A 22,569-nucleotide genomic window follows, 5' to 3' on the forward strand; every position below is an offset into this window, starting at 1 on the left:
GCTTTTTTATTATCTTTCTTTCGGAAGTACAATACCTTTATACAATTGAACTGTAATTAAGTAATAAACAGTATAGATTACTGCGGAAATTTCCAGTGGAACCCAAATACGGAAGTATGGGTCAACCATAATGAAGGAGAACATATTCATACCAACAATTACATGGGAGATGCCAATGGTAGCTGGGAATAAGAATACTAACAATAACTCCTTATAGATTGATCTCGCTAATAGCTCACGACGAACTCCTATTTTACGCAACATTTGATAGCGCTTTGTATCTTTCGTTGCGCCAGATAGGATTTTGAACATTAAGCAACTTGCCATCATAGCTAAGAAAGCAATTCCTAAGAAGAAGCCCATAAAGACTGTACCACTTGTGAAAGTGTACATAATTTCGTAAAAGCTAAATTTACTATTTAACTGATCCTTAGTTATATCTTTATATTTTACTAATTGTAATTGATCAAGTTCTTTCCATTCTTTCTTATACGATGCAAAGTCATTTGTTTTTCCGATTACAACATATTGTTCCGTTGTTTTTATTTGATTGTACATTTTTTGGTCTACAATTTTTATATGCTGTTGTTTGTATAAGTATTCAGGCTGTATTTCTTTGAATACATTCTTCCATTCTTCAGAAAGAGTAGGACCGTCAATTGTATCGTTTTGACCTTTCTTTACAATTGCTCCGACTGGAAGTTCACTTGCAGTTCTTTCTACTTTACCGATTTTCTTTTGCTCAAATCCAATTTGAACGAGAGGTCGATTCTTTTCTAAGTCTTCTTTCAAGTAGTAAACAAATTGCTGATCTACTTTGTAGCGATAGTCCGCTTGTTCTTCAAATTTGATCTTTTTTAATATTTTTTTCTCATCTGCTGTTGGGTTGTGAACTGATACGTCGTATAGGTTAGAAATATCAATAGCTAGGCTAATATTGTTTTTAAAAGCCATTCCACCAGCAATTGCTCCAACTGCAAGTGCAATTAACATCGCTACAGTTGCTAGTACCTTCGTTAAATCATTTACGCGGAAGGTTAATTGAGAAAAAGTAAAAGAATTTAATCCTTTTTCATTTAATGGTTTAATTCTTTTCAGTAATTTCATAGTTAGCGGTAATAAAGAGATGAAAATAAGATATGTTCCTAATGTCGTTGCTACTGTAGCGATAGGAAATCCAGCAAAGGATAAAGTCTCTATGTTTATTAATGCCGCATATCCAATTGCTAATGAACCAGCACCAATTACTGATACAAAGAATGTTTTAATTCCTTTTACTGAAGGTTTGTCTGTTTTCATCTCAGAATGAACGAGTTGTAATATTGTAATGCGAGATAGTTTCGCTGTATTCATAATGGCAGCTAAGAAAAACAGAATGAAGAAAAATATTACTGTTACACGAATAGATGGAATATAAAGAGCTTGGTATCCATCAGAAGCAAACTCCAATTCTTTCATGAGAAGTTGTCCAATTATTTTAGAAAGTCCGATACCTAGTCCAATCCCAATAATAAGTGAAGTGATACCAATAGCTAAAGTTTCCATAAACATGAGTAGTGTAATTTTATATTTTTTCGCACCTAACATCATATACATACCGAACTCTTTTTGTCTTAATGACAGTAAAAATGAATTAGCATATAAGATGTAGAAGAAGGTGATAGTCGCTAATAAAAACGAACCAATTTGAAAGATGATTCCAATAGAGCTAATCATTGAATTTGCTTTAATAAATGAATCATTCATTGCTAGTGTTTGGAACATATAAAAGATTGAAATGGACATAACAAGTCCAATTAATAAGACAATGTAGTCTCTTATTTTACTTTTTAGTCCTGACATGGAAAGTTTGAGTAACATGTTGTAAATTCCTTTCTTATGCTTTTTGTGTACCCAAATCAGCAAGTACATTTAAAATTTCTTTATAGAACATTTCACGGTTTGTTGTACGATGTAGTTCCCTATACAGCTCTCCATCTTGAATGAACAGAATACGTCGGCAGTAACTTGCACTAAATGGATCGTGGGTAACCATCATAATTGAAACATTTTGCTCTTCATTGAGACTTTTCATTGCATCTAAAAGGCTAGTTGCATTTTTAGAATCAAGTGCTCCAGTTGGTTCATCTCCTAAAATTATCGCTGGCTCATGAACGAGTGCACGTGCAGCGGCAGAACGTTGTTTTTGTCCACCGGATACTTCTGAAGGATACTTTTGAAGAATTGCTGAAATTCCTAACATCTCTGCTACTTTTGTTACTTTTGGTCCAATTTTTCGAGAAGGAACACCTTGTAAAGAAAGTGGCAATGCAATATTTTCATAGATTGATAAATTTTCTAAAAGGTTAAAGTCTTGAAAAATAAAGCCTAATTTTTTGGAACGGAAATCAGAGAGTGCGCCTTGCTTCATTTTTGTAATATCCGTACCTGCAATTTCAACTTTGCCGTCTGTTGCATGATCTAATGTAGAAATTACATTTAATAATGTAGTTTTTCCTGAACCAGATGGTCCCATAATTCCTACAAATTCACCTTCACGGATTGAAAATGATACACCTTTTAAGGCGTATGATTGATTTTCACCTTTTTTACCATATACTTTCTGAACGTTTTTTACGTCTACAACAGGTCTTTGCATTTTTGTATCCTCCTATATGTTATTTCTTACTATTATTTTTTTCGGATAGGCATTAAGTTCCAATAAGTTAAGCAGCGCCAAATCCATTCTACAGGTCCAAAATTAAAATGTTTTAGCCAAACGTTGCTAAGCGTGATTTGGACAATCCATGTTAGTAAACACACACTTACCATAGCGAATGCTGGTGAAAATACGTTTAGGAATAGTGGTAAAATGAACATTCCCATAACGGTCTGTCCTAAATAATTACTCATTCCCATCCTTCCGTAAGCTTGTAAGGGTTTTAATACAGTGCTTCCTATCGTACTCTTCAATAAAGCTACAAGGATTAAAGTGTAAAGTAATGCAAGAAGAGGTTGTAAAATAATTTTTAGGATGAAATATGCCTTTGCACTCGTTATTAGAAACTGTATAGTTACCCCAACGATACAAATGCTACTAAGAATAAGAATGAGCGCTGTATGAAGCTTAGGACTCTTCTTTAATTTTTTTAGAGCATCGATCTGCATTAGTGAGAAACCTTCTATAAAGTATATTAAAGGTGAAACTAATGAAGTAATTAGCTGAAGAATATTGAGTAATGGTGGCATGTTAGGGTGCCCGCCTATTGTATAATCATAGGCTAATGTATTAATGATAATTCCCATTACATGTAAGGTTATAGAAATTATCAATAACCATTTACCTGGTAATTTATGAAGGGCCAATAGCAGTAAGCCAATGATCGCATATAAACGTAGTATATCTCCGCCCCAAACACTAGCATGTAATAAACCGATTAGGGCTAGTACAACCATGCGGCGTATATATACAAAATATGGTTGACCTTTTGCTTTTGCCCGAGTTAGGAATAGAGATGCCCCTGCACCAAATAACAAAGAAAAAATCGCGTAAAATTTGGCATCGACAAGCATGTCAACCCACTTGGCACCTGGTAATCCCTCATTGGAGAAACCTGCTTCATAAAAAAACATAGATATATTCACTAAGAAAATGCCAATTAAGGCAAAACCTCGTATGACGTCTAAATCAACGATTCGATTTTTTTGAGGTAAACTTTGTTTCATTACATCCATAATCTATCTATCCTCTCTATGATGATTTTTAGTACATGTATTAAATCCGCGATGACAACCGATTACGGTCGAAGTGTTGCTTGATTAACTATTGTCAGTTTACAAGGAATTAAAAATTGCAAACATCGAAGTGTCTAACTGGAATCTTACATTTTTGTAAGGAACTATTTTGTGCTGCGCATTTTCAAACGAGATAAGTGTTTGTTCTACGAAAAAAATGAGTAAATTATATCATGTGATAGCCTTTAAAAAGAATAAATAAAAAAAGCATCTGTTAAGATGCTTTTTTTCAGAGTGTTGGGAAACCCTTTAGGGTTCCCAACACTCTGAAATCTTTTTGATTTTAGCAAATGAAAACAACATAAAATAATAGAATTTAGAAAAATAGCCCTCCACCAGACCCTTTTTGGTCAGATGGAGGGCTATTTTTTTCATATTTTGACAAGCTGAGGTGAGATAAGCCTGCATTTGGACAGACTTCAGCCCCCGAAACCGAGCATATCGATAGCCATGGAGTTCTTTGGCGTCCGCAAAGCTTCGCTCTATAGTTGAACAGCGTACTTTATACAACTTTTTCCCTGTAACTGTTAGCTTGTTTTTTCTAGCGATATCTTTATATTTCTCCCATACATGATGAGTGATAACTTTTGTTTCTGTTTCTTTGAAAAGCACACCTCACGTAGCGGACAAACAGCGCAGTCTTCTGGATTCGATTTATATTGACGATATCCTTCGCGATCCGTTGTCGCATACTCTAAAATACATCCCATCGGACAAGCAAATGCATTCATTTCTTCTACATATTTAAATTGGCTTTTCGGTACTTCTTTATTTCGCTTTCCAAATCGGCGATACCCCATCACCATAAATATATTTCTTTCTGATAATTTCTTACAGATATAACCTGTAAAATAGCCTGCATCAAGAGCTACAGCTTCCACCTTAAATCCGAATTTATTAATTTGAGCTTGTAGACGTGCTAAATACGGCTCGGAATCTGCCATATTTCCAGCCGTTATATAGGTATCTGTAATGATATTGTACTTCGCATCAGTTGTACGATGATCTAAGAAATGAAAACCGTTCGGTTTTCCATCTCTCATTAAAAATCCACTATCTGGATCCGTAGTGCTTATACGAGTTTTTTTAGTAGGGGTATCACTTTCCTTTCTAGGTTTTAATTCTTTTTTCCGTGTACCTCACGATCTTCGATTACCGCAGCTTCTAGTTCATCTATATAAAACTTTGCCTTTTCTTTTTTATATTTATGTACAAATTTATTTTTATTAGCATTGGCCTTAATATGTGTAGAATCTGTCATCAGTGCACGTCCTCCCACCATCCGGTTCTCCGTCGCTTGCCTCACAATCTCATCAAAAATTTCTTCGAAAATATTTGTATGAATAAAACGGGTACGGCGATTCCAACTGATTGTAGAATGATCTGGAATAGTATCTGATAGAGAAAACCCTAAAAACCAACGGTAGGCGATATTCGTTTTAATCTCCTTTTCCAATTGACGCTCAGAACGAATACCATAAAAATATCCAATAAACATCATTTTGAATAAAACGATAGGATGGATTGACGGACGTCCATTGTTTTCACAGTAATAAGGGCGTAACTTCTCCTCAATAAAATCAAAACGAATTGTCGCTTCAATCGCACGAAGGAAATGATCTTGTGGAACTAACTCTTCTACAGAAACAGATACACGTTCATCGCGATGATTTTTTAAAGCACCCATCATAAGAAATCTCTCCTTTTCCTCTTTTTTATCAGTGTTGACACATAAAAAGAGGTTCAGACACAAAAACAGGCTGTGGAGAAGACTTTCTCCACAGCCTGAAAAAAAGCATCTGTTAAGATGCTTTTTTTATTTATTCACAATGTTATTGTAGGATTTTACTGTCAGTATATAGTAAGCGAAATAAATCAATGTATATGCGAAAATGGTGGTTAAAACTGGAATGAAAATATCTATGCCGAGTATATTAGAAAGTGCATTTAAAACGATGATACTATGCAAGCAACCGATAGTAAGTGGCAAAACGAATATGAAAGCTATTTGTTTTGCAATCGATTTAAAAATGTTTTGCTTACTTACACCTAATTTACGTAAGATGATATATTTATCTTGATCTATAGTTGCTTCTGTTAATTGTTTAAAGTAAATGATGCTTCCAGTTGCGGCTAAAAAGACAAGCCCTAAAAATACACCAGCGAAGATGACTAATCCTGTGGCTTCCACAACACCTGTATAAGCGCTGTATTTAGATATTAAATTGATGTCTTTAGGAAGGAGTATTTGCAGTGCTTTTGTTAATTCCTTAGTATTTTTGTCATCGGATACTTTATATGCTTGTAGCATATAGGGTTCTTGTTTTTTTGTAATATCAGAAAAAACTTTGTCGGTCACTACGATAGTGAATTCATGTAATGAGTCATTTAGTATATTATCTTGAATTTTCCCTACAAATTGCAATGAATAATCATTACCTGAAAGATGCAGTTTTACTTTGCCATTTTTATATTCAGTTTGAAACGTATTACTTTTATTTGCATCAAGAGCAACCACTTCTACATTTTGAAGGGATACTTTTATATCCTTATTAGTTTTATCGGCTAGGGTATTGAATGTACTCTCCGATAATAAATTTAACTCTTTAGGATTTCTTTCAAAATCGACTGGCAAGATGCCATTCACCTGTAAGTCTGCTTTTATTTTTATTAAAGGGATAGCAATTTTCTCTTTTATTGTATGATTAGAGTTTCTTATTGTATTTTCAATTTGCTGATCTATATGTGAATCTGTTTTTACATACATAAAACTAAACGGTTCGGTTTTATCAATCATTACCTTATTTTTATAATACATACTATAAGAAGCACCGATTCCACACAGTGTGACTGCGCTTAATAGTGCAATGGCAGTTAGTGTTTTTGCGTTTGATTGAATGCGTGCTAATAGTTGAGATACACTAACCACATTAATCCCACGGTAATAGCGTGTTTTATTCTTCTGTAAGCCAAGTAATAAAAAAACGGTAAAAGAACGAAATATGAAATATGTACCGATTATAGAACCACCTAAAATAATACACATATTCCGTATCTTATGATCCAGCCAGATAGAAGAGAAGATAGGTTGAAGTGCGAACCAGTAAGAAGAGATAACAAAAATAATTCCTAATAAAGCAGTCCATATGGATCCTTTTGGAATGAGCTCGCCTTGTCTTTCAGCCTGAAGTAATTCAATCAATTTGAACTTATAAATTATGCTATAACCGTGAAAAGATGTTATTAAAATAATAACGGTAAATACGAGTATGGTATGCATTATTGCTTCTAGAGAAATAGAAAACGAAATAGCAGTTGATAATTGCATTACTTTTAAAAGTAACATTGAAAACACCTTTGAGAGTAAAGCTCCGATGCTCATTCCTATAATGAGTGCAATAATTCCTATGGTGAGATTTTCATAAAATAACATGGCACCAATTTGACGTTTTGGAACACCTAGTAAGGAATATAATGCAATTTCTTTTTTTCTTTTCTTTGTGAAAAATGAATTTGAATACCCAATGAATATTGCTACAAAAATGATTAGAATAACAGAAGAGGCTTTAAAAACATCTGCAATCCCTTTGGCTGTACTCGTTTGTTCTACGATATAGTCGTTATATTGTAAGGATACAAAAATAAAATAAATGATAATACTAAGTATCATAGATGCAAAGTATAGTACATAATTTTTAAGATTTCTTTGCAAGTTTTTTTGGATGATGCTAAATGGTGTCATGCCCGCTACCTCCAAGAGCAGAAAGAATACGTAATAGTTTTTGGGAAAACTCTTCTTGTGGCATCTCGCCCTTTACAAGTTCTGTGAAAAGTTTTCCATCTTTAATAAAGAGGATGCGTTTGCAATAACTTGCTACAAAGGGATCATGCGTAACCATCAAAATGGTGGCAAGTTGTTTTTTATTTAACGCTTGTAGGCTGTGTAGTAAATCAGCTGCTGATTTAGAGTCTAGTGCACCTGTAGGTTCATCAGCTAAAATTAATTTTGGTTTTCCTATAATAGCTCTCGCTGCTGCAGTACGCTGCTGTTGTCCACCAGAAATTTGATACGGATATTTATTTAGCAGTTCTTGAATGCCAAACATTGTTGCAACTTCATCTACACGTGCATCGATTTCTTGTGCATTCATATTTCTTAAAGCAAGTGGTAGAAGTATATTATCCTTTATCGTTAACGTATCAAGTAAATTGTAGTCCTGAAAAATAAAGCCTAATGTGTCACTACGGAATGCAGTAAGTTGTTCATCTTTCATTTTTATAATATTTTTTCCAGCAACAATAATTTCTCCTGTGGTTGGTATATCAATTGTCGATAATATATTTAATAAAGTAGATTTTCCAGATCCAGATGGACCCATTATGCCAACGAATTCACCTTCAAAAATTGTGAGATCAATATCATGGAGGGCAGTAAATATGCTACCTCTATTACTAAAGACCTTCCTTACGTGTTTTGCTTGTAATACGGGGTTCAATATGGATCCTCCTCTATTGTATGATAAGCTTATTGTATGGTAATTTTATACCCTAAACCATAGGACAACCTTACAAATTATAATTCAAACCTTACAAACTTGTAAGGTTAAAATAGTGCTAGGAGGCAAACTTTTTATGAAAGTTTTATTAGTTGAAGATGAACCAACCATTCGTGAAACAGTGGCCGATGAGTTAGGGAAATGGGGATTTGAAGTATGGGCGAGTACAAACTTTGAACATATTCTAAACGATTTTTTGGCTCAATCTCCGCAACTTGTTTTACTTGATATTAACCTTCCTTATTTTGATGGATTTTATTGGTGTAGAAAAATTCGTGAAGTATCGAAAGTACCAATTATTTTCTTGTCATCTCGTGATAATCCTATGGATATGGTAATGGCCATGAATATGGGGGGAGATGATTTTGTACAGAAACCATTTTATACAGATGTTTTAGTTGCTAAAATTCAGGCTCTTATGAGACGTACATATTCTTATACACAAACTGAAACAAATGTTGTTGAATATGAAGGTGTCCTATTAAATTTACAGAGCGGAGAAGTAACCTATCATAATCAAATATTGGAATTAACAAAAAATGAGTTTAAAATTTTACAGATATTAATGCAGAATATAGGATCGATTGTAAGTCGTGATAATATCATGCGTAAACTCTGGGAAAATGAAAGTTTTGTTGATGATAATACATTAACAGTAAACGTTGCTCGTGTAAGGAAGAAGCTTGCTGAACTTGGAAAAGAGGAATTTATACATACGAAGAAAGGGCAAGGTTACATTATTACATGAGTATTTTTCGTTACATAAAAGAACGTCGTTATTTTATGCTTCTGTACTTTTTGATTATGTTATTTATTTCGACCATGATTTATTTAAGTGAGGGATTAAGTAATACAAAAGCAAATCTTTTGTATATCAATGTTGTAAGTGCAATTTTTATTCTTATCTACCTTATAATCGGGTATTTTTATCATAAAAGATTTTATAAAGAACTTCATATTGCTCTTCATTTAGAGCAGGATACAGTTATTGCAATCCCAAGCCCACATACATATGAACAGGAACTATATACAGATATATTAAAAAAACTGTACTTAGAGCAACAGGAGCAAATGTACGTATTGCATGAGGAAAAAAAAGAATATCATGATTTTATTATGTCGTGGATTCATGAAGTTAAAATACCGATTGCTGCTAGTCAACTATTGATGCGCAGTGGCAAACCGGCGGATATTTTAATTGATAAATTAGAGGATGAGTTAGGAAAAATAGATCACTTTGTTGAACAAGCTTTATATTATTCACGGCTTGATTCCTTCTCAAAAGATTATTTCATTCAAGAAGTTTCTCTAGAGGCGATTACGGGAGCTAGTATGAAAAAATATGCTAAGGCATTTATTTCAAAGCGAATTCAATTTGAACGAACAAACTTGCAACTTCTAGTAGAGAGTGATACAAAATGGCTATCTTTTATTGTTGATCAGATTGTAGCAAATGCATTGAAGTATACTGATTCGCATGGAGAAATTAAGTTTATTGGAGAGGAAAGCGAAAATGAAAAGCGCCTCATTATTCAAGATAATGGTATTGGTATTAAGCTAGAGGATATTGGGCGTGTATTTGAGCGTGGTTTTACAGGAGCGAATGGGAGAGTTCATACGAAATCAACAGGATTAGGATTATATTTAGCGAAACGTCTGTCTCGCAAATTAGGGCATAATATTTCTATCGAATCGAAAGAGAATGAATATACAAAAGTGACAATACACTTTCCTAAAGGGAATCAATATCATACAATCGCGAAAGCATAACAAAAGCACTTATCCATAGAATAAGTGCTTTCTTTTATTTAGTATGAGCAAAGGTTAATATGGAACTTTGTGCAAAGTTATGGTTCTAAAAATAGAATGTATCTAATTCTTCGGTTCTTTCAATTCCATTCTCAATACATCTTGTGTGTTATCCCCTAACGATCACAATTTTATCTAAAATAAACAACAACAAAATGACTTCTACACAAGTATTTATAAGTAGAAAAATAGAAAGACTACCGTTTTTTATTTTGTGGTTTTATAAAATGCTTAAGTTGATGGGGATGGCGCGGTACCCCTGAGACAGAAAATGAAGAAATAGTTATTGATGATAAGCAGGTAGATACTATAGCTGCCCCTTAATGATTAAATAATATTTATTTAAATCTTCATATATTTTGTGTTTTTATCCATATCTATTGTAAGATTATATAGAGTTCGCCTAATAAGCTGTTATAATGGCTTTTTTTAGGGATTTAATATTTATAAATCTTAAATTATTTTTTGGGGATAATTTTTTATCTAACTAAGTTATATTGAAGTAGAGGTGAACCATCGGTGAAGCAGGTGTTAGTAATTAAGAATGAACGGTCTTTTGCAAAGAAAATCATAAGCGGTCTAACGCAAGAAGGCTATTTCATTTTAAAACTTCACAATGAAAACCAAGGTTTAAATATAATATATGAACAAGATTGGGATATTATCATATTGGATTGGGATTCATTAAGTATATCGGGACCAGAAATTTGCAGACAAATACGACTTGTTAAAACGACACCGATAATTATTGTGACCGACAATATTTCTAGCGAGGATTGCATAGCAGGGTTACAAGCAGGAGCAGATGATTATATAAGAAAACCATTTGTGAAAGAAGAATTAGTAGCAAGGGTTCAAGCGATTTTAAGGAGAAGTGACTGTATCCAGCAAAATGAGACAAACTTTTTTCAGTTTAAAGATCTTTTTGTTGATGCATCTAGCCATATTGTGAAAAAAGGTGGTAAAAATCTCTCGCTTACGAAGCGCGAGTACGATTTACTTGTATTTTTAATTAAGAATAAAAATACAATATTGAGCCGTGAAATGCTTTTGAATCAGGTTTGGGGATATAACGTAGTAGTCAATCCAAATGTAGTAGACTTATATATTGGGTATGTAAGAAAAAAGTTAAAGTGCGAGAAGAAAGACAGATATATTGAAACGATACATGGCAGAGGTTATTCAATGGTTGAATGATAAAAATAAGATAATAGGTAAAGTACAGTTTGTCATAATAGAAAAAACGAGTAAACTATTTCATACAGTTTTACTCGTTTTTTCTATTAAACCTGATAATCAAATAGTATCTGTGAAATATTAAAAGACGGAAACTATAAAAAGAAGATTGCTACCAGGCAATAGATTATGAAAAAATTAGCTATTAATGGGCATTTTTTTGCAGTAGAAATCATGGTTTATAAGGTGCCCAATCTATTGATTAGTACGTGTGGGGGATGATTCTGGTGCGCATTAGATGAGACTGTATCTAATTTATGTTTAATTTTATTAACTCACACCATTCACAAGATTTTCACATAATTAATGACTATACTTATTAACAGGATGTCCAAATGAAAATGATTATCAATAGCAATTTAGATGCATAAAGGTTACTATCTAATTTAATCTATGGACGTTATCATTTTCGAACTAAATTACATTATAAGGAGTATACGTATGAAAAAAACTATGCTTTTAAAATTAGTAAGTATTCTAGCAATTTTCACTTTAATGTTAGTAGCTTGCTCAGATTCAAGTAAGGAAACTTCGAAAGCTACTAAAGATAATAGTAGTGATAAGCCAAAAACGGTTGAAATCACTGATGCACATGGAACTGTTAAAGTCCCTGTAAATCCAAAGAATGTAGTTGCTTTGGATAATAGAACTTTTGAAACTTTATCTGATTGGGGAATTAAATTAGCGGCTGCTCCAAAGGATATCATGCCTGCAGATTCAGCATATAAAAAGGATGAAAAAGTTCAAAATATTGGAAATCACCGTGAACCAAATCTTGAAATTATTGCAGCGGCAAACCCAGATCTTGTAATCGTTGGTCAAAGATTTGCTGGTCATTACGAAGAAATCAAAAAATTAGTACCAAATGCAGCTGTTATTGATCTTAATGTTGATGTTTCTGAGAAAGCTACTAAGCCTGGCGAAAACTTAGTAAAAGGACTTAAAGATTCTACAATTTCTTTAGGAAAAATCTTTGATAAAGATAAAGAAGCTAAAAAATTAGTAGCTGATTTTGATAAATCTATTGAAAACGCAAAATCTGCTTATAACGGAAAAGATAAAGTTATGAGTGTTATCGTTACTGGTGGGAATATTGGTTTTGCTGCTCCACATTCTGGTCGTGTTTGGGGACCAATGTATGAAATTTTCGGTTGGGTTCCAGCATTAGAAGTTTCTAATTCTACTGCAGGTCATAAAGGTGACGACGTTTCTGTTGAAGCTATTGCACAAACAAATCCTGATTGGATTTTCGTATTAGATCGTGATGCTGCAACATCTGATGCAGCTACTTCAGCTCCAGCTAAGGATGTTATTTCTAAATCACCTGCTCTTCAAAACACAACGGCTGTTTCTAAAAACCAGGTTATTTATGCACCAGAAGATACTTACACAAATGAATCAATTCAAACTTATATAGAGTTATTTGGAAATATTGCAAAAACTTTAGCTAAGTAGTGTAAAGGAGTACGAAGCAGTGTCAAAAAATATAATTTCTAGGGTTGAGAATATTTCTCAACCCCAGTTTTATAATCACAATAAATTATGGACAAAACCTTTTATAATAGCGATTATAATTGTTATAATTTTAGGGATTATATCACTGTTTACTGGAGTTTATGATATACGTGGACAAGAGGACGGAATGGAGATGTTTTTCATAACTCGTGTTCCGAGAACAGTTGCATTAATGCTTACTGGAGCTGCAATGGCGATGGCAGGGCTCGTAATGCAACTCATTACACAGAATCGCTTTGTTGAACCTACTACAACAGGGACTATTGAATGGTCAGGCTTAGGCCTGCTTTTTGTATATTTACTATTTCCTGCCCCGACTTTAGTTCAAAGAATGACTGGTGCAATCATTTTTTCTTTTATAGGAACTATGATTTTCTTTCTATTTTTAAGAAGAGTTAAGCTTCGTTCGTCTTTAATCGTCCCGATTATTGGATTGATGCTTGGAGCAGTTATTTCTGCAGTGTCTACTTTTTTGGGACTCCTTTTTCAAAAGACGCAAAGTATTGAAACTTGGTTTGTAGGTTCATTTGCTAACGTTCAGGTTGGAAGATATGAATATTTATGGCTGATTGTTATCATTACTTTGCTTATTTTTATGTATGCGAATAGATTGACTTTAGCTGGACTAGGAGAAGATGTCGCAACAAGCCTTGGAGTTAATTACAATAGAATTGTTCTTTTTGGGACTGGCCTTATCTCTGTTGCAGTTGGAATTGTTGCAGCTGTTATTGGACACTTACCTTTCTTGGGATTAATTGTGCCAAATATCGTTTCAATGTTTAGAGGTGATGATCTTAGGAGTAATTTACCTTGGGTTTGTGTAATCGGAATGGGGACAATAACTGCCTGTGACATCATTTCTCGAACAATTATCAAGCCTTTTGAAGTACCTGTTTCTTTAATACTTGCAACAGTGGGAGCAGTCGTGTTTATTACTATTTTATTGAGGCAAAGAAAACCAAGGAGGCTACGATGATCACATTAGAATATAAAAATAAAGAAAATGTCGAAATCGATTCTAGCCTTCATAATGAAAATAGATCAGCTAGTGCTTTTCGTTCTAAGAAGGAAGCAAGACGTTATTGGATTTTACTGATAACATTGATTGCTTTAGGCCTTCTTTCTTCATATGGACTTTTAGTTTATAACAATCCAGTTCCGATAGATTCACCTTCTTTTATCCCAGTTGTTAAGAGAAGGATAGTAGCTATTGTTGCAATGATTATTGCTGCAGTTTGCCATAGCTTGTCGACAGTTGCTTTCCAATCTATTACGAATAATAAGATTATTACTCCTTCGCTTTTAGGTTTCGAATCACTTTATTCAGCAATTCAAACGAGTACAATATTCTTCTTTGGTGCTAGTGCATTGATAAATTTTAATGGAATTGGATCATTTTTATTTCAAGTCGTTGTTATGGTCTTTATGAGTTTGATACTTTATGGATGGTTACTTTCCGGTAAATACGGGAATTTACAACTTATGCTTTTAGTTGGAATTATTATTGGTACCGGGCTAAATTCTGTGTCAACTTTCATGAGGAAACTACTTGCACCTTCAGAATTTGATATTTTACAAGCGAGATTATTTGGTTCTGTTAATCATGCAGATTCTGCATATTTTCCTATTGTAATTCCTATGATCATAATTGTAGCAGTATTAATTTTTGCTCATTCTAAGAATTTGAATGTTTTGTCACTAGGAAAGGATGTTGCTACTTCTTTTGGAGTTAAATATCAACCTAGTGTAATTTATACGCTTGTATTAGTAGCTATTTTAATGTCCATCTCAACGGCTCTAATTGGGCCACTTACTTTCTACGGCTTTTTAGTAGCAACTTTGAGTTATCAGGCGGCGTCAACGTATGATCATAGATATATTTTTCCAATGGCTTTTGCAATAGGATTTTTAATAATGACGAGTGCATACTTTTTAATGTATCATGTATTCCATGCTCAAGGTGTGGTTTCAGTTATTATTGAATTATTTGGTGGAATAATATTCTTAACTATAGTTTTAAGGAAGAGGGCTTTATGATAAAAATTGATAATGTTAAAAAGTTCTATACTGACAAGGTAAAAATAGGACCTTTGGATATTGAAATACCAAAAGCAGGCTTTACTTCTTTAATTGGACCAAATGGCGCTGGAAAGTCAACGACACTTTTGATGATTGGAAGACTCCTAGATATGGATGAAGGTCAAATTCAGGTAGCAAATATGGATGTTTCTGAATCCAAATCAAAAGACTTAGCAAAAGTTTTGACTATATTGCGACAAGAAAATCATTTTGTAACTAGGCTTACTGTTAGACAATTAGTTGGATTTGGGCGCTTTCCTTATTCAAAGGGAAGATTAACTAAAGAGGATGAAGTTATTATTTCTAAATATATCGATTTTTTAGATTTAACTAATTTAGAGAATAGATATTTAGATGAGCTTTCTGGTGGTCAAAGACAAAGGGCATATGTAGCGATGGTATTGTGCCAAGAGACTGAATATGTACTTTTGGACGAGCCTCTGAACAACCTTGATGTTGCTCGTTCTGTTCAAATGATGGAGCATTTGAGACGTGCGGCTAATGAATTTGGAAGAACAATTCTGACTGTTATGCATGACATAAATTTTGCAGCCAAATACTCTGATAAAATTTGTGCTATGAAAGATGGACAAATTGCTGCTTTTGGAACAGTAGAAGAGGTTATGGACCCGAAAATTTTGACAGATATTTTTGAAACAAAAATAGAAATTATCAATGGTCCTTATGGTCCAATCGCTGTTTATTAGTTACAAAATGTAAAAAATGAGTATGCGAAAAAAATACTGTAGCTTGCGTAAATCATGCCAGCTACTCTAGTTGGAGTTGCTGTCTGTATTTTATAGGCGGCAGCTTTTTTTAATGCGATTGCCCATGATAACTCTTAATGTTTCTGGCTGTTGGTAACAGTCCCACAGGTATTTCATTACTTCAAGTTCTGCGACGCTTTGAACGCTCGGATGGTGACTGTAGGGGAATTATTATCTTTTGGTGGGGTTATCGCTCACAATCTAACACAATTATGTTAGACAAAGTAGGTTTCGTCCGTTCTCATATAAGAAATTGTGATGTAGCTGATGGTAATGATCTAATAGTGTTCAGAATATAAGGGTGGTATTGTTCGAATTGTAAAGCTATCTTTAAAGTGGCACATGAATTTGCTTTAAAAGATTATGCACTTCTTATTAGTGACACTTGTACAAATATGCAGTTGAAGAAATTTCTTCACGTTCAATCGAGTACGACTGTCAATAGACTCCTCCAAACAATGAGCATCCCCCACACTGGGGAAAACAAAGGACGAATATATGATTTAACTTCGTTTCAATTATAATTTTGCTATAATAAATAAGTATTTACGTGAAGGAGAGTGTGAAATGAAGTTTAATATTGATCATTATATAGCTAGCGTTTTACAGTGGATATTGAATATAGCGTTAATCATATTATCCATTGTTTTATCTATCTTTTTAATTAATGAGACGATTACTTTTATTCAATACATATTTTCAGCGAAGAAGTATACATCGTATAAATTAGTTGAAAGTATCATCGTCTATTTCTTGTACTTCGAGTTCATTGCATTAATTATTAAGTATTTTAAATCGAATTATCATTTCCCATTACGCTATTTTATTTATATCGGAATTACGGCTTTAATTCGATTAATTATTGTATCGCATGAGGAACCGATGGAGACTTTATTATATGCGGGATCTATTCTTGTTTTAGTTATTGCTTTATACATATCAAATATGAGAGATTTGAGAAAAGAGTAATAGTGCAGACATCAGTTTGCACTCCTTTTTCATCTTGACCTTCAAGTTACTTGAAAGTTTACAATGTAAATAGGGCGTTTGAAATCGAAAAAAATTGAGAAATTAAGTGAAGAGGTTATTTTACTTGGAGGTTATAGAAATGAGTCAGGAATTAAAGTTACGTCCTTTAGAACGGGAAGATTTAAAGTTTGTACACGAACTTAATAATAACGCACATATTATGTCTTATTGGTTTGAAGAGCCGTATGAGGCATTTGTAGAACTGCAGGATTTATACGACAAACATATACACGATCAAAGTGAACGCCGATTTATTGTGGAGAAAGATAATGAGATGGTTGGATTAGTTGAGTTAGTAGAAATCGATTATATTCATCGTAGAACGGAATTCCAAATTATTATTGATCCGAGTTATCAAGGGCACGGATATGCAGCTGATGCGACGCGCTTAGCGATGGATTATGCCTTTTCCGTATTAAATATGCATAAGATTTATTTAGTGGTTGATAAGGAAAATGAAAAAGCTGTACATGTTTATAAAAAGGTTGGATTTGTCGTTGAAGGTGAACTGCAAGATGAATTTTTCGTTGACGGTTCTTATCATAATGCGATAAGAATGTGTATGTTCCAAAAGACATACTTCGGAGTGAAAAGGTTATAGACGAAACAGTGTCTATAGCTTTTTTTGTGAGATAAACAATAATCTTTTATCGAAAAACGATAAAAGATTATTGACTTGTGATACTTTCGGGCGTATTATGATGGTAATGAGATTAGTGAAAAATAAGGATGGAATTGAAGGAGAATATACGATGAAAAATAAATATGTAGTGGCTATTTCTTTCATGATTTTAGCGATTATTTCTTTAACTATACATGCTTCAAACAGTAAAGTAGGAGCGAATGGATTTCTTGAAGAACCTTTCTTTTTCCTAGTACCGGTAAGTTATGTATTGTTCTTTAGTGGTATTGGTGTATTACTATTTGGGTTTATTACTTCAAAGCTGAAAAAAAGTAATAGATAAAGTGAAGTTCTAAAAAATGGGATGATGTTTGGCCCCCAGTCCTATACCAACCGGGACAAAACACTCACTATGAAATAGAAACATACCATATGGAAGAAAAATAAAAAGTGAGCTGAATAATGATGAACCATTATTTTTACTATGGAAGACAAGTAGGACCAGCTATTACATTGGCCGGGGCTCAGATGACGATTCAGGCAGTGCATCAGGCTATTCAAATGCAACAACAAGCACAAGTAGCGCAAATGATGCAGAGCCAGTATATGTCGTATTCACAGCTTCCTGTGCAAAGTATACATTATGATGTGTATCCAGCTGGTTTATTTTCAATTCCATATGGGGCAACATACTTTTTATGAAAGAAAGCGACCGATAAGAGTCGCTTTCTTTTTTATATTCCGCCTAATTTCATCCCAAGGAATGCGAATGTGATACCGATTATATAAGTAGCACTTAAGTATAGGAGTAGTATGCCGAATTTTTTATGCTTAAAAAGCTGAACAGATTCTAATTTAAACGTTGAAAATGTAGTGAAGGCCCCCATAAATCCTGTGCCTAATAATAGTTGCCAGCTTGTAGTTATCCCTGTTCCAATTATATATCCGAGTAAAAATGCTCCTGTTATATTAATGAGGAATGTAGCAATTGGAAATGAAGTTTTATTTCTTTCTTTAAACCAATTACTAATTGCAAATCGTGTAATAGCACCGAAGAAGCCTCCTGTTGCTACTAATAAAGCATTAATCATGATGGTTCACCTTCCTCAAGGTGTTTTTGTAGTAAAAAATCTCCAAGTTTATAGCCAAGCCCAGACATAATTAGACCGCCTAGCATACTGCATGATACATATAAAAATGCGGTACCAAAATGTGAATGATTAATTAATTGTATAGTTTCGACGCTGAATGTTGAAAAGGTTGTAAATGAACCGATAAACCCTGTTCCAATCCCTGTAATAACTTCGGAAGATAAGATGTTTAACCGGGCGATATAGGTGGTCAACAAAGCGAGTAAGAAACAGCCAATTAAGTTAATTGTTAATGTAGCAAGTGGTAATGAATGATGCCAAAGCGTATCGATAGTAAAACCTAAATAATAACGGGAAAGAGCTCCTAATATACCGGCTATGCCAACAATAATATATTTCAATTTCTTCACCTCTCTAATAGTTTACTCAAAAAAAATAGACTCCTACCAGTAGTTGTACTGGTAGGAGTCATTAGCTACATAGCAGTTATGGCGAACTCCATCGCCTATAAGTTCTATTTACAGTGTACTAAATATTATTTTGGATTACCAATAAATATGTTAATGAAAAGTTCAGAAAGTAGGATCTGTTATATTCTCTGAAGGTGTAATTTCTCTGTTGTGGGTTGTAATTACATTACAGTCTTGCTTTCGTAAATGTTATGATTGAATTTCAAGATAATTGCAGTGAGGGATACAACGATTATTTGTTAGCTAAATATAATGATAACAAGTTTTCTTTATGGTAAAATATTTCTTGTGTCTTTAATTTATCTTCATTTAACTGAAAATACAGAAAAATAAAACGTTATTTAATAAAAAGGGGTCATGTGTGTTGAAGAAATTTTTAAAAATAGTATTAATCTTTATTTTAATAATAGCTGGTATTCTAGGTGGCTTTTTAGCTTATATGACACTTACAAAAGAACAGCCAGCAAATGTTTTAGACGTAAAGGTTGAAAACAATAAAGAGCGTGTACTGCAGCCAGGAAATGAATTTAAAGTTACAACATTTAATATTGGATACGCTGGATTAGATAAGGACCAAGACTTCTTTATGGACGGAGGAAAGGGTTCGGGTTCGAGTAGTAAAGAACAGACTGAAGTAAACTTAAAGAAGATGCTTTCATTTTTACAAAATGAGAATAGTGATTTTACGCTATTGCAAGAAGTTGATATAAAATCCCACCGATCATTTGATGTAAATGAACATGAGTTTTTGAAAAAAGGATTACCTGATTATGCTTCGTCATTTGGGAAGAACTACGATACTAAGTGGGTTCCTGTCCCAGTCACAAAGCCGATGGGATATGCTGAGGGCGGATTAAGTACATTTTCTAAATACACAGTTCAAACAGCAACGCGGTTCCAACTACCAGGAATAGAGCCTTGGCCGAAGCGTTTATTCGATTTAGATCGTGCGATTGTTGAACATAAAATCCCTGTTGATAATGGGAAGTATGTTAGGCTCGTAAACATACATTTATCTGCTTATGATGAGGGCGGCAAAATTAGAAAGCAACAAGCAGAGTATTTAAAAGAATATATGAACAAGTGTTATCAAAACGGTGATTACGTAATATTAGGTGGAGATTGGAACCAGTTACTTTCTAATGTCCAACTAAGTAATCCTAAGTTTGTGAAAGAGCGTCCTGAATGGCTAGTAGAGTTACCGAAGGGCTTCGCAGATGGAGGATTCCAATGGGCTGTAGATCCATCTGTTATGACGGTAAGGGATGATGTGAAGAAATATGTGGAAGGTGAAAACTTTGTCACTATTATTGATGGCTTTATCGTTTCGCCGAATGTTGAAATTGTAAATGTACAAGGGAAAGACTTAAAGTTTGAAAACAGTGATCATAACCCAGTTAGTGCGGTATTTAAGTTGAAGTAATTGATACATGGGGCTTCATAGAATATCTTCTAACCGGTGAAGTTGTCGTTATAAGATATTCTAGAAAAATAATATCACCTAAAAAGAGCACAAATAATGTGCTCTTTTTATACTTGGTAGGAATTTAATTGCTTTTCTCCGCGTTTTCTGCCAAGCTTAAGGAGAAAAATACTTCGAAGAAAGAAATATATAGGTGACGCATATGATTGAAGTTAAGACTTCTGAACTTAGTGATGGAGAATTTAATAGAGGTGTATTTGCAACTCGTGATATTAAAAAGGGTGAGTTGATACACTCAGCACCAGTTATCTCTTATCCGAATGAACAGCATGAACACATTGAGAAAACGTTACTTGCTGACTACGCATTTGAGTATGGGGTAAATCATACGGCATTCCTTTTAGGATACGGCATGTTATTTAATCATTCATATAAGCCGAATGCAACGTATGATATTGTCTTTGAGAATCATACGTTTAACTTCTTTGCTTACAAAGATATAAAAGCGGGAGAAGAGATTCTAATCAATTATAATGGTGAAGTTGATGATGATGAGCTGTTATGGTTTGATAAGGAAAAAGAAGAGAACGAAAAATAAGTTAAAAAGTATAGAAAGGGCACATTCTGTTGGATGTGCTCTTTTGTATGGAATAAAAAGTATCGGGGATTATCTAATAAGTGAAGGGAGGGGGAAGGTGGACGAAATAAAATTAGTTAAAAAGGAAATGAAAGGGATGCTCTTACGTAGGTAAGAGCATCTTTTTTATTGAAGAAAATAAAGTAAAGATTACAAAAAAATACCACTTTATTTTCGTGTGGTATAGTAAGATATTGAAGGATATTACTTTGTAAAACCTATATATTTTACAAATTGTTGTCTATATGGTTACATGTCGAGTTTAGTAGTCCATTTGGGTTGCTTTATTATGCGATATATATTTTAATATGAGTGGCACCTCTTATAATTTAAGAGGTTTATAGGTGTCTCGAATTGATTTTAGGTACACTGTATCCACCACTTTAGTTTTTGATTTGTATTGTATTTTTTATGTGGGGATATTATGGGCCCGTTGCTAGCGGGATAAAAAGATTATAGAAATAGAGGAATCGTAAAATGAATATGCAAGAGGTTTATAAATATTTAAGTACGGTATTGCCTGAAGGTCATGTAAAGAAAGATGAAATGCTAAAAAATCATACGCACATTAAAGTGGGTGGGAAAGCAGATGTATTTGTTGCGCCTACTAATTATGATGAGATTCAAGAAGTGATAAAGTATGCTAACCAATATAATATTCCAGTTACGTTTTTAGGAAACGGATCGAATGTTATTATTAAAGACGGTGGTCTTCGCGGGATTACAGTAAGTTTAATTCATATTACAGGTGTTACTGTGACAGGAACGACGATTGTAGCTGGTTGTGGTGCAGCAATTATTGATGTGTCACGAATTGCGTTAGAACATGCTCTAACAGGACTTGAGTTTGCTTGTGGTATTCCAGGTTCAGTTGGTGGAGCGTTATATATGAATGCTGGTGCATATGGCGGTGAAGTAGCTTATGTATTAACAGAAGCAGTTGTAATGACAGGTGATGGAGAGCTATGCACTTTAACGAAAGACGAATTTGAATTTGGATATCGTAAGAGTGTGTTTGCGAACAATCATTATATTATTCTTGAAGCGAAGTTTGAACTTGAAGAAGGTGTACGTGAAGAGATTAAGGAAAAAATGGATGATTTAACGTTTAAGCGTGAATCAAAACAACCGTTAGAGTATCCTTCATGTGGTAGTGTATTTAAGCGACCACCAAATAATTTTGCAGGTAAGCTTATTCAAGAATCAGGACTGCAAGGTAAGCGAATTGGCGGAGTGGAAGTTTCTTTAAAACATGCTGGATTTATGGTGAATGTTGATAACGGGACTGCACAAGATTATATCGATTTAATTCATTTCGTACAAAAAACTGTTGAAGAAAAATTCGGTGTGAAATTAGAGCGAGAAGTAAGGATTATTGGAGAAGATCTACAATAATCTTTGAATAAAAAGCGTATAAAGTATGAATTATTTCGAAATAATATTTGGGTATTGTTGACATTTTGTTTTCAATTCAATATAATGGCTAATAATTTAACAAATAATATACGTTGAAAGAGCCCAGTAGCAGTTTGTCACTGTTATCAAAGAGAGCTAGGGGTTG

The 22,569-nt window shown here is 33.7% G+C and carries 21 protein-coding genes, 2 pseudogenes, 1 riboswitch and 1 other annotated feature (1 of these 25 cut by a window edge); of the genes and pseudogenes, 15 read left to right on the top strand and 8 right to left on the bottom strand.

Annotated features, from left to right (window positions below):
- Window positions 1–9: 9 nt before the first annotated feature.
- From CDB3_RS25015 to CDB3_RS25040, 6 genes and pseudogenes are all read right to left on the bottom strand, one after another.
- Window positions 10–1,860: an FtsX-like permease family protein gene (locus tag CDB3_RS25015; RefSeq protein ID WP_128856334.1), complete on the bottom strand. Its 1,851-nt coding sequence runs from the start codon at window positions 1,858–1,860 to the stop codon at window positions 10–12.
- A gap of 16 nt (window positions 1,861–1,876) precedes the next feature.
- A complete protein-coding gene (locus CDB3_RS25020; protein ID WP_128856335.1) occupies window positions 1,877–2,638 on the bottom strand; it encodes an ABC transporter ATP-binding protein in 762 nt (253 codons plus the stop codon).
- A 32-nt stretch (window positions 2,639–2,670) separates the two neighbouring features.
- The gene (locus CDB3_RS25025; protein WP_128856336.1) at window positions 2,671–3,714 is read right to left on the bottom strand and encodes a DUF418 domain-containing protein; all 1,044 of its coding nucleotides are present in this window, start codon (window positions 3,712–3,714) and stop codon (window positions 2,671–2,673) included.
- 309 nt (window positions 3,715–4,023) lie between these two features.
- Window positions 4,024–5,464, bottom strand: a pseudogene (locus CDB3_RS25030) (IS1182 family transposase).
- Window positions 5,465–5,590: 126 nt separating this feature from the next.
- Entirely contained in the window at window positions 5,591–7,516 is a 1,926-nt protein-coding gene (locus tag CDB3_RS25035) for an FtsX-like permease family protein (protein WP_128856337.1), read from the bottom strand.
- Window positions 7,503–8,270 (bottom strand): ABC transporter ATP-binding protein, encoded by a 768-nt coding sequence (locus tag CDB3_RS25040; RefSeq protein WP_128856338.1) that lies wholly within the window; start codon window positions 8,268–8,270, stop codon window positions 7,503–7,505. Before CDB3_RS25040 ends, CDB3_RS25035 begins: the two co-directional genes overlap by 14 nt.
- A 136-nt stretch (window positions 8,271–8,406) precedes the next feature.
- On the opposite strand from CDB3_RS25040, the gene CDB3_RS25045 reads away from it, so the two are divergent.
- The 12 genes and pseudogenes from CDB3_RS25045 (at window position 8,407) to CDB3_RS25100 (ending at window position 18,089) form a co-directional block, all read left to right on the top strand.
- Complete coding sequence (locus tag CDB3_RS25045) at window positions 8,407–9,078, top strand: response regulator transcription factor (protein WP_128856339.1); 672 nt, start codon at window positions 8,407–8,409, stop codon at window positions 9,076–9,078.
- Window positions 9,075–10,100 (top strand): sensor histidine kinase, encoded by a 1,026-nt coding sequence (locus tag CDB3_RS25050; protein WP_128856340.1) that lies wholly within the window; start codon window positions 9,075–9,077, stop codon window positions 10,098–10,100. Before CDB3_RS25045 ends, CDB3_RS25050 begins: the two co-directional genes overlap by 4 nt.
- A 558-nt stretch (window positions 10,101–10,658) precedes the next feature.
- Entirely contained in the window at window positions 10,659–11,336 is a 678-nt protein-coding gene (locus CDB3_RS25055; protein ID WP_128856341.1) for a response regulator transcription factor, read from the top strand.
- Between the two features lie 480 nt (window positions 11,337–11,816).
- Window positions 11,817–12,830 (top strand): siderophore ABC transporter substrate-binding protein, encoded by a 1,014-nt coding sequence (locus CDB3_RS25060; protein WP_128856342.1) that lies wholly within the window; start codon window positions 11,817–11,819, stop codon window positions 12,828–12,830.
- 19 nt (window positions 12,831–12,849) lie between these two features.
- Window positions 12,850–13,866: an ABC transporter permease gene (locus CDB3_RS25065; RefSeq protein WP_128856343.1), complete on the top strand. Its 1,017-nt coding sequence runs from the start codon at window positions 12,850–12,852 to the stop codon at window positions 13,864–13,866.
- Window positions 13,863–14,927, top strand: coding sequence for an iron chelate uptake ABC transporter family permease subunit (locus CDB3_RS25070; RefSeq protein WP_128856344.1), 1,065 nt, complete (start codon window positions 13,863–13,865; stop codon window positions 14,925–14,927). Before CDB3_RS25065 ends, CDB3_RS25070 begins: the two co-directional genes overlap by 4 nt.
- Window positions 14,924–15,676 carry an iron ABC transporter ATP-binding protein gene (locus CDB3_RS25075; protein WP_097832329.1) on the top strand — a complete coding sequence of 251 codons (753 nt, stop codon included), beginning with the start codon at window positions 14,924–14,926 and terminating at the stop codon, window positions 15,674–15,676. Before CDB3_RS25070 ends, CDB3_RS25075 begins: the two co-directional genes overlap by 4 nt.
- Window positions 15,677–16,035: 359 nt before the next feature.
- Window positions 16,036–16,260: pseudogene (locus CDB3_RS32595) on the top strand (nuclease-related domain-containing protein); the annotation flags it as partial.
- Between the two features lie 43 nt (window positions 16,261–16,303).
- Window positions 16,304–16,705, top strand: coding sequence for a phosphate-starvation-inducible protein PsiE (gene psiE, locus CDB3_RS25085; RefSeq protein ID WP_046960054.1), 402 nt, complete (start codon window positions 16,304–16,306; stop codon window positions 16,703–16,705).
- 139 nt (window positions 16,706–16,844) lie between these two features.
- Window positions 16,845–17,366, top strand: coding sequence for a spermidine N1-acetyltransferase (gene speG, locus CDB3_RS25090; protein ID WP_128856345.1), 522 nt, complete (start codon window positions 16,845–16,847; stop codon window positions 17,364–17,366).
- A gap of 97 nt (window positions 17,367–17,463) precedes the next feature.
- A complete protein-coding gene (locus CDB3_RS25095; RefSeq protein WP_372708558.1) occupies window positions 17,464–17,730 on the top strand; it encodes a DUF3955 domain-containing protein in 267 nt (88 codons plus the stop codon).
- A gap of 119 nt (window positions 17,731–17,849) precedes the next feature.
- Window positions 17,850–18,089 carry a DUF3947 family protein gene (locus CDB3_RS25100; RefSeq protein WP_070145419.1) on the top strand — a complete coding sequence of 80 codons (240 nt, stop codon included), beginning with the start codon at window positions 17,850–17,852 and terminating at the stop codon, window positions 18,087–18,089.
- Between the two features lie 32 nt (window positions 18,090–18,121).
- Here the strand turns inward: CDB3_RS25100 and crcB (CDB3_RS25105) are convergent, their stop codons facing one another.
- Window positions 18,122–18,478 carry a fluoride efflux transporter CrcB gene (gene crcB / locus CDB3_RS25105; RefSeq protein ID WP_128856346.1) on the bottom strand — a complete coding sequence of 119 codons (357 nt, stop codon included), beginning with the start codon at window positions 18,476–18,478 and terminating at the stop codon, window positions 18,122–18,124.
- The gene (crcB, locus tag CDB3_RS25110) at window positions 18,475–18,879 is read right to left on the bottom strand and encodes a fluoride efflux transporter CrcB (RefSeq protein ID WP_128856456.1); all 405 of its coding nucleotides are present in this window, start codon (window positions 18,877–18,879) and stop codon (window positions 18,475–18,477) included. The genes crcB (CDB3_RS25105) and crcB (CDB3_RS25110) overlap by 4 nt, the downstream gene beginning before the upstream one ends.
- Before the next feature lie 54 nt (window positions 18,880–18,933).
- Window positions 18,934–18,993: riboswitch (Fluoride riboswitch) on the bottom strand.
- A 319-nt stretch (window positions 18,994–19,312) separates the two neighbouring features.
- Here crcB (CDB3_RS25110) and CDB3_RS25115 point away from each other — a divergent pair.
- The 3 genes from CDB3_RS25115 to murB all read left to right on the top strand — a co-directional run bounded on the left by CDB3_RS25115 (window position 19,313) and on the right by murB (window position 22,403).
- Window positions 19,313–20,371, top strand: a complete 1,059-nt coding sequence (locus CDB3_RS25115; RefSeq protein WP_128856347.1) for an endonuclease/exonuclease/phosphatase family protein — start codon at window positions 19,313–19,315, stop codon at window positions 20,369–20,371.
- A 202-nt stretch (window positions 20,372–20,573) separates the two neighbouring features.
- The gene (locus tag CDB3_RS25120; RefSeq protein WP_000573656.1) at window positions 20,574–20,969 is read left to right on the top strand and encodes an SET domain-containing protein; all 396 of its coding nucleotides are present in this window, start codon (window positions 20,574–20,576) and stop codon (window positions 20,967–20,969) included.
- 516 nt (window positions 20,970–21,485) lie between these two features.
- On the top strand, window positions 21,486–22,403 hold the full coding sequence (gene murB / locus CDB3_RS25125; protein WP_097832313.1) for a UDP-N-acetylmuramate dehydrogenase: 918 nt from the start codon (window positions 21,486–21,488) through the stop codon (window positions 22,401–22,403).
- A gap of 104 nt (window positions 22,404–22,507) precedes the next feature.
- Window positions 22,508–22,569: a binding site (T-box leader), on the top strand (it continues 155 nt past the right edge of the window).

Source organism: Bacillus sp. CDB3 (assembly GCF_002081505.1).
GTDB classification, from domain to species: Bacteria; Bacillota; Bacilli; order Bacillales; family Bacillaceae_G; genus Bacillus_A; species Bacillus_A cereus_AT.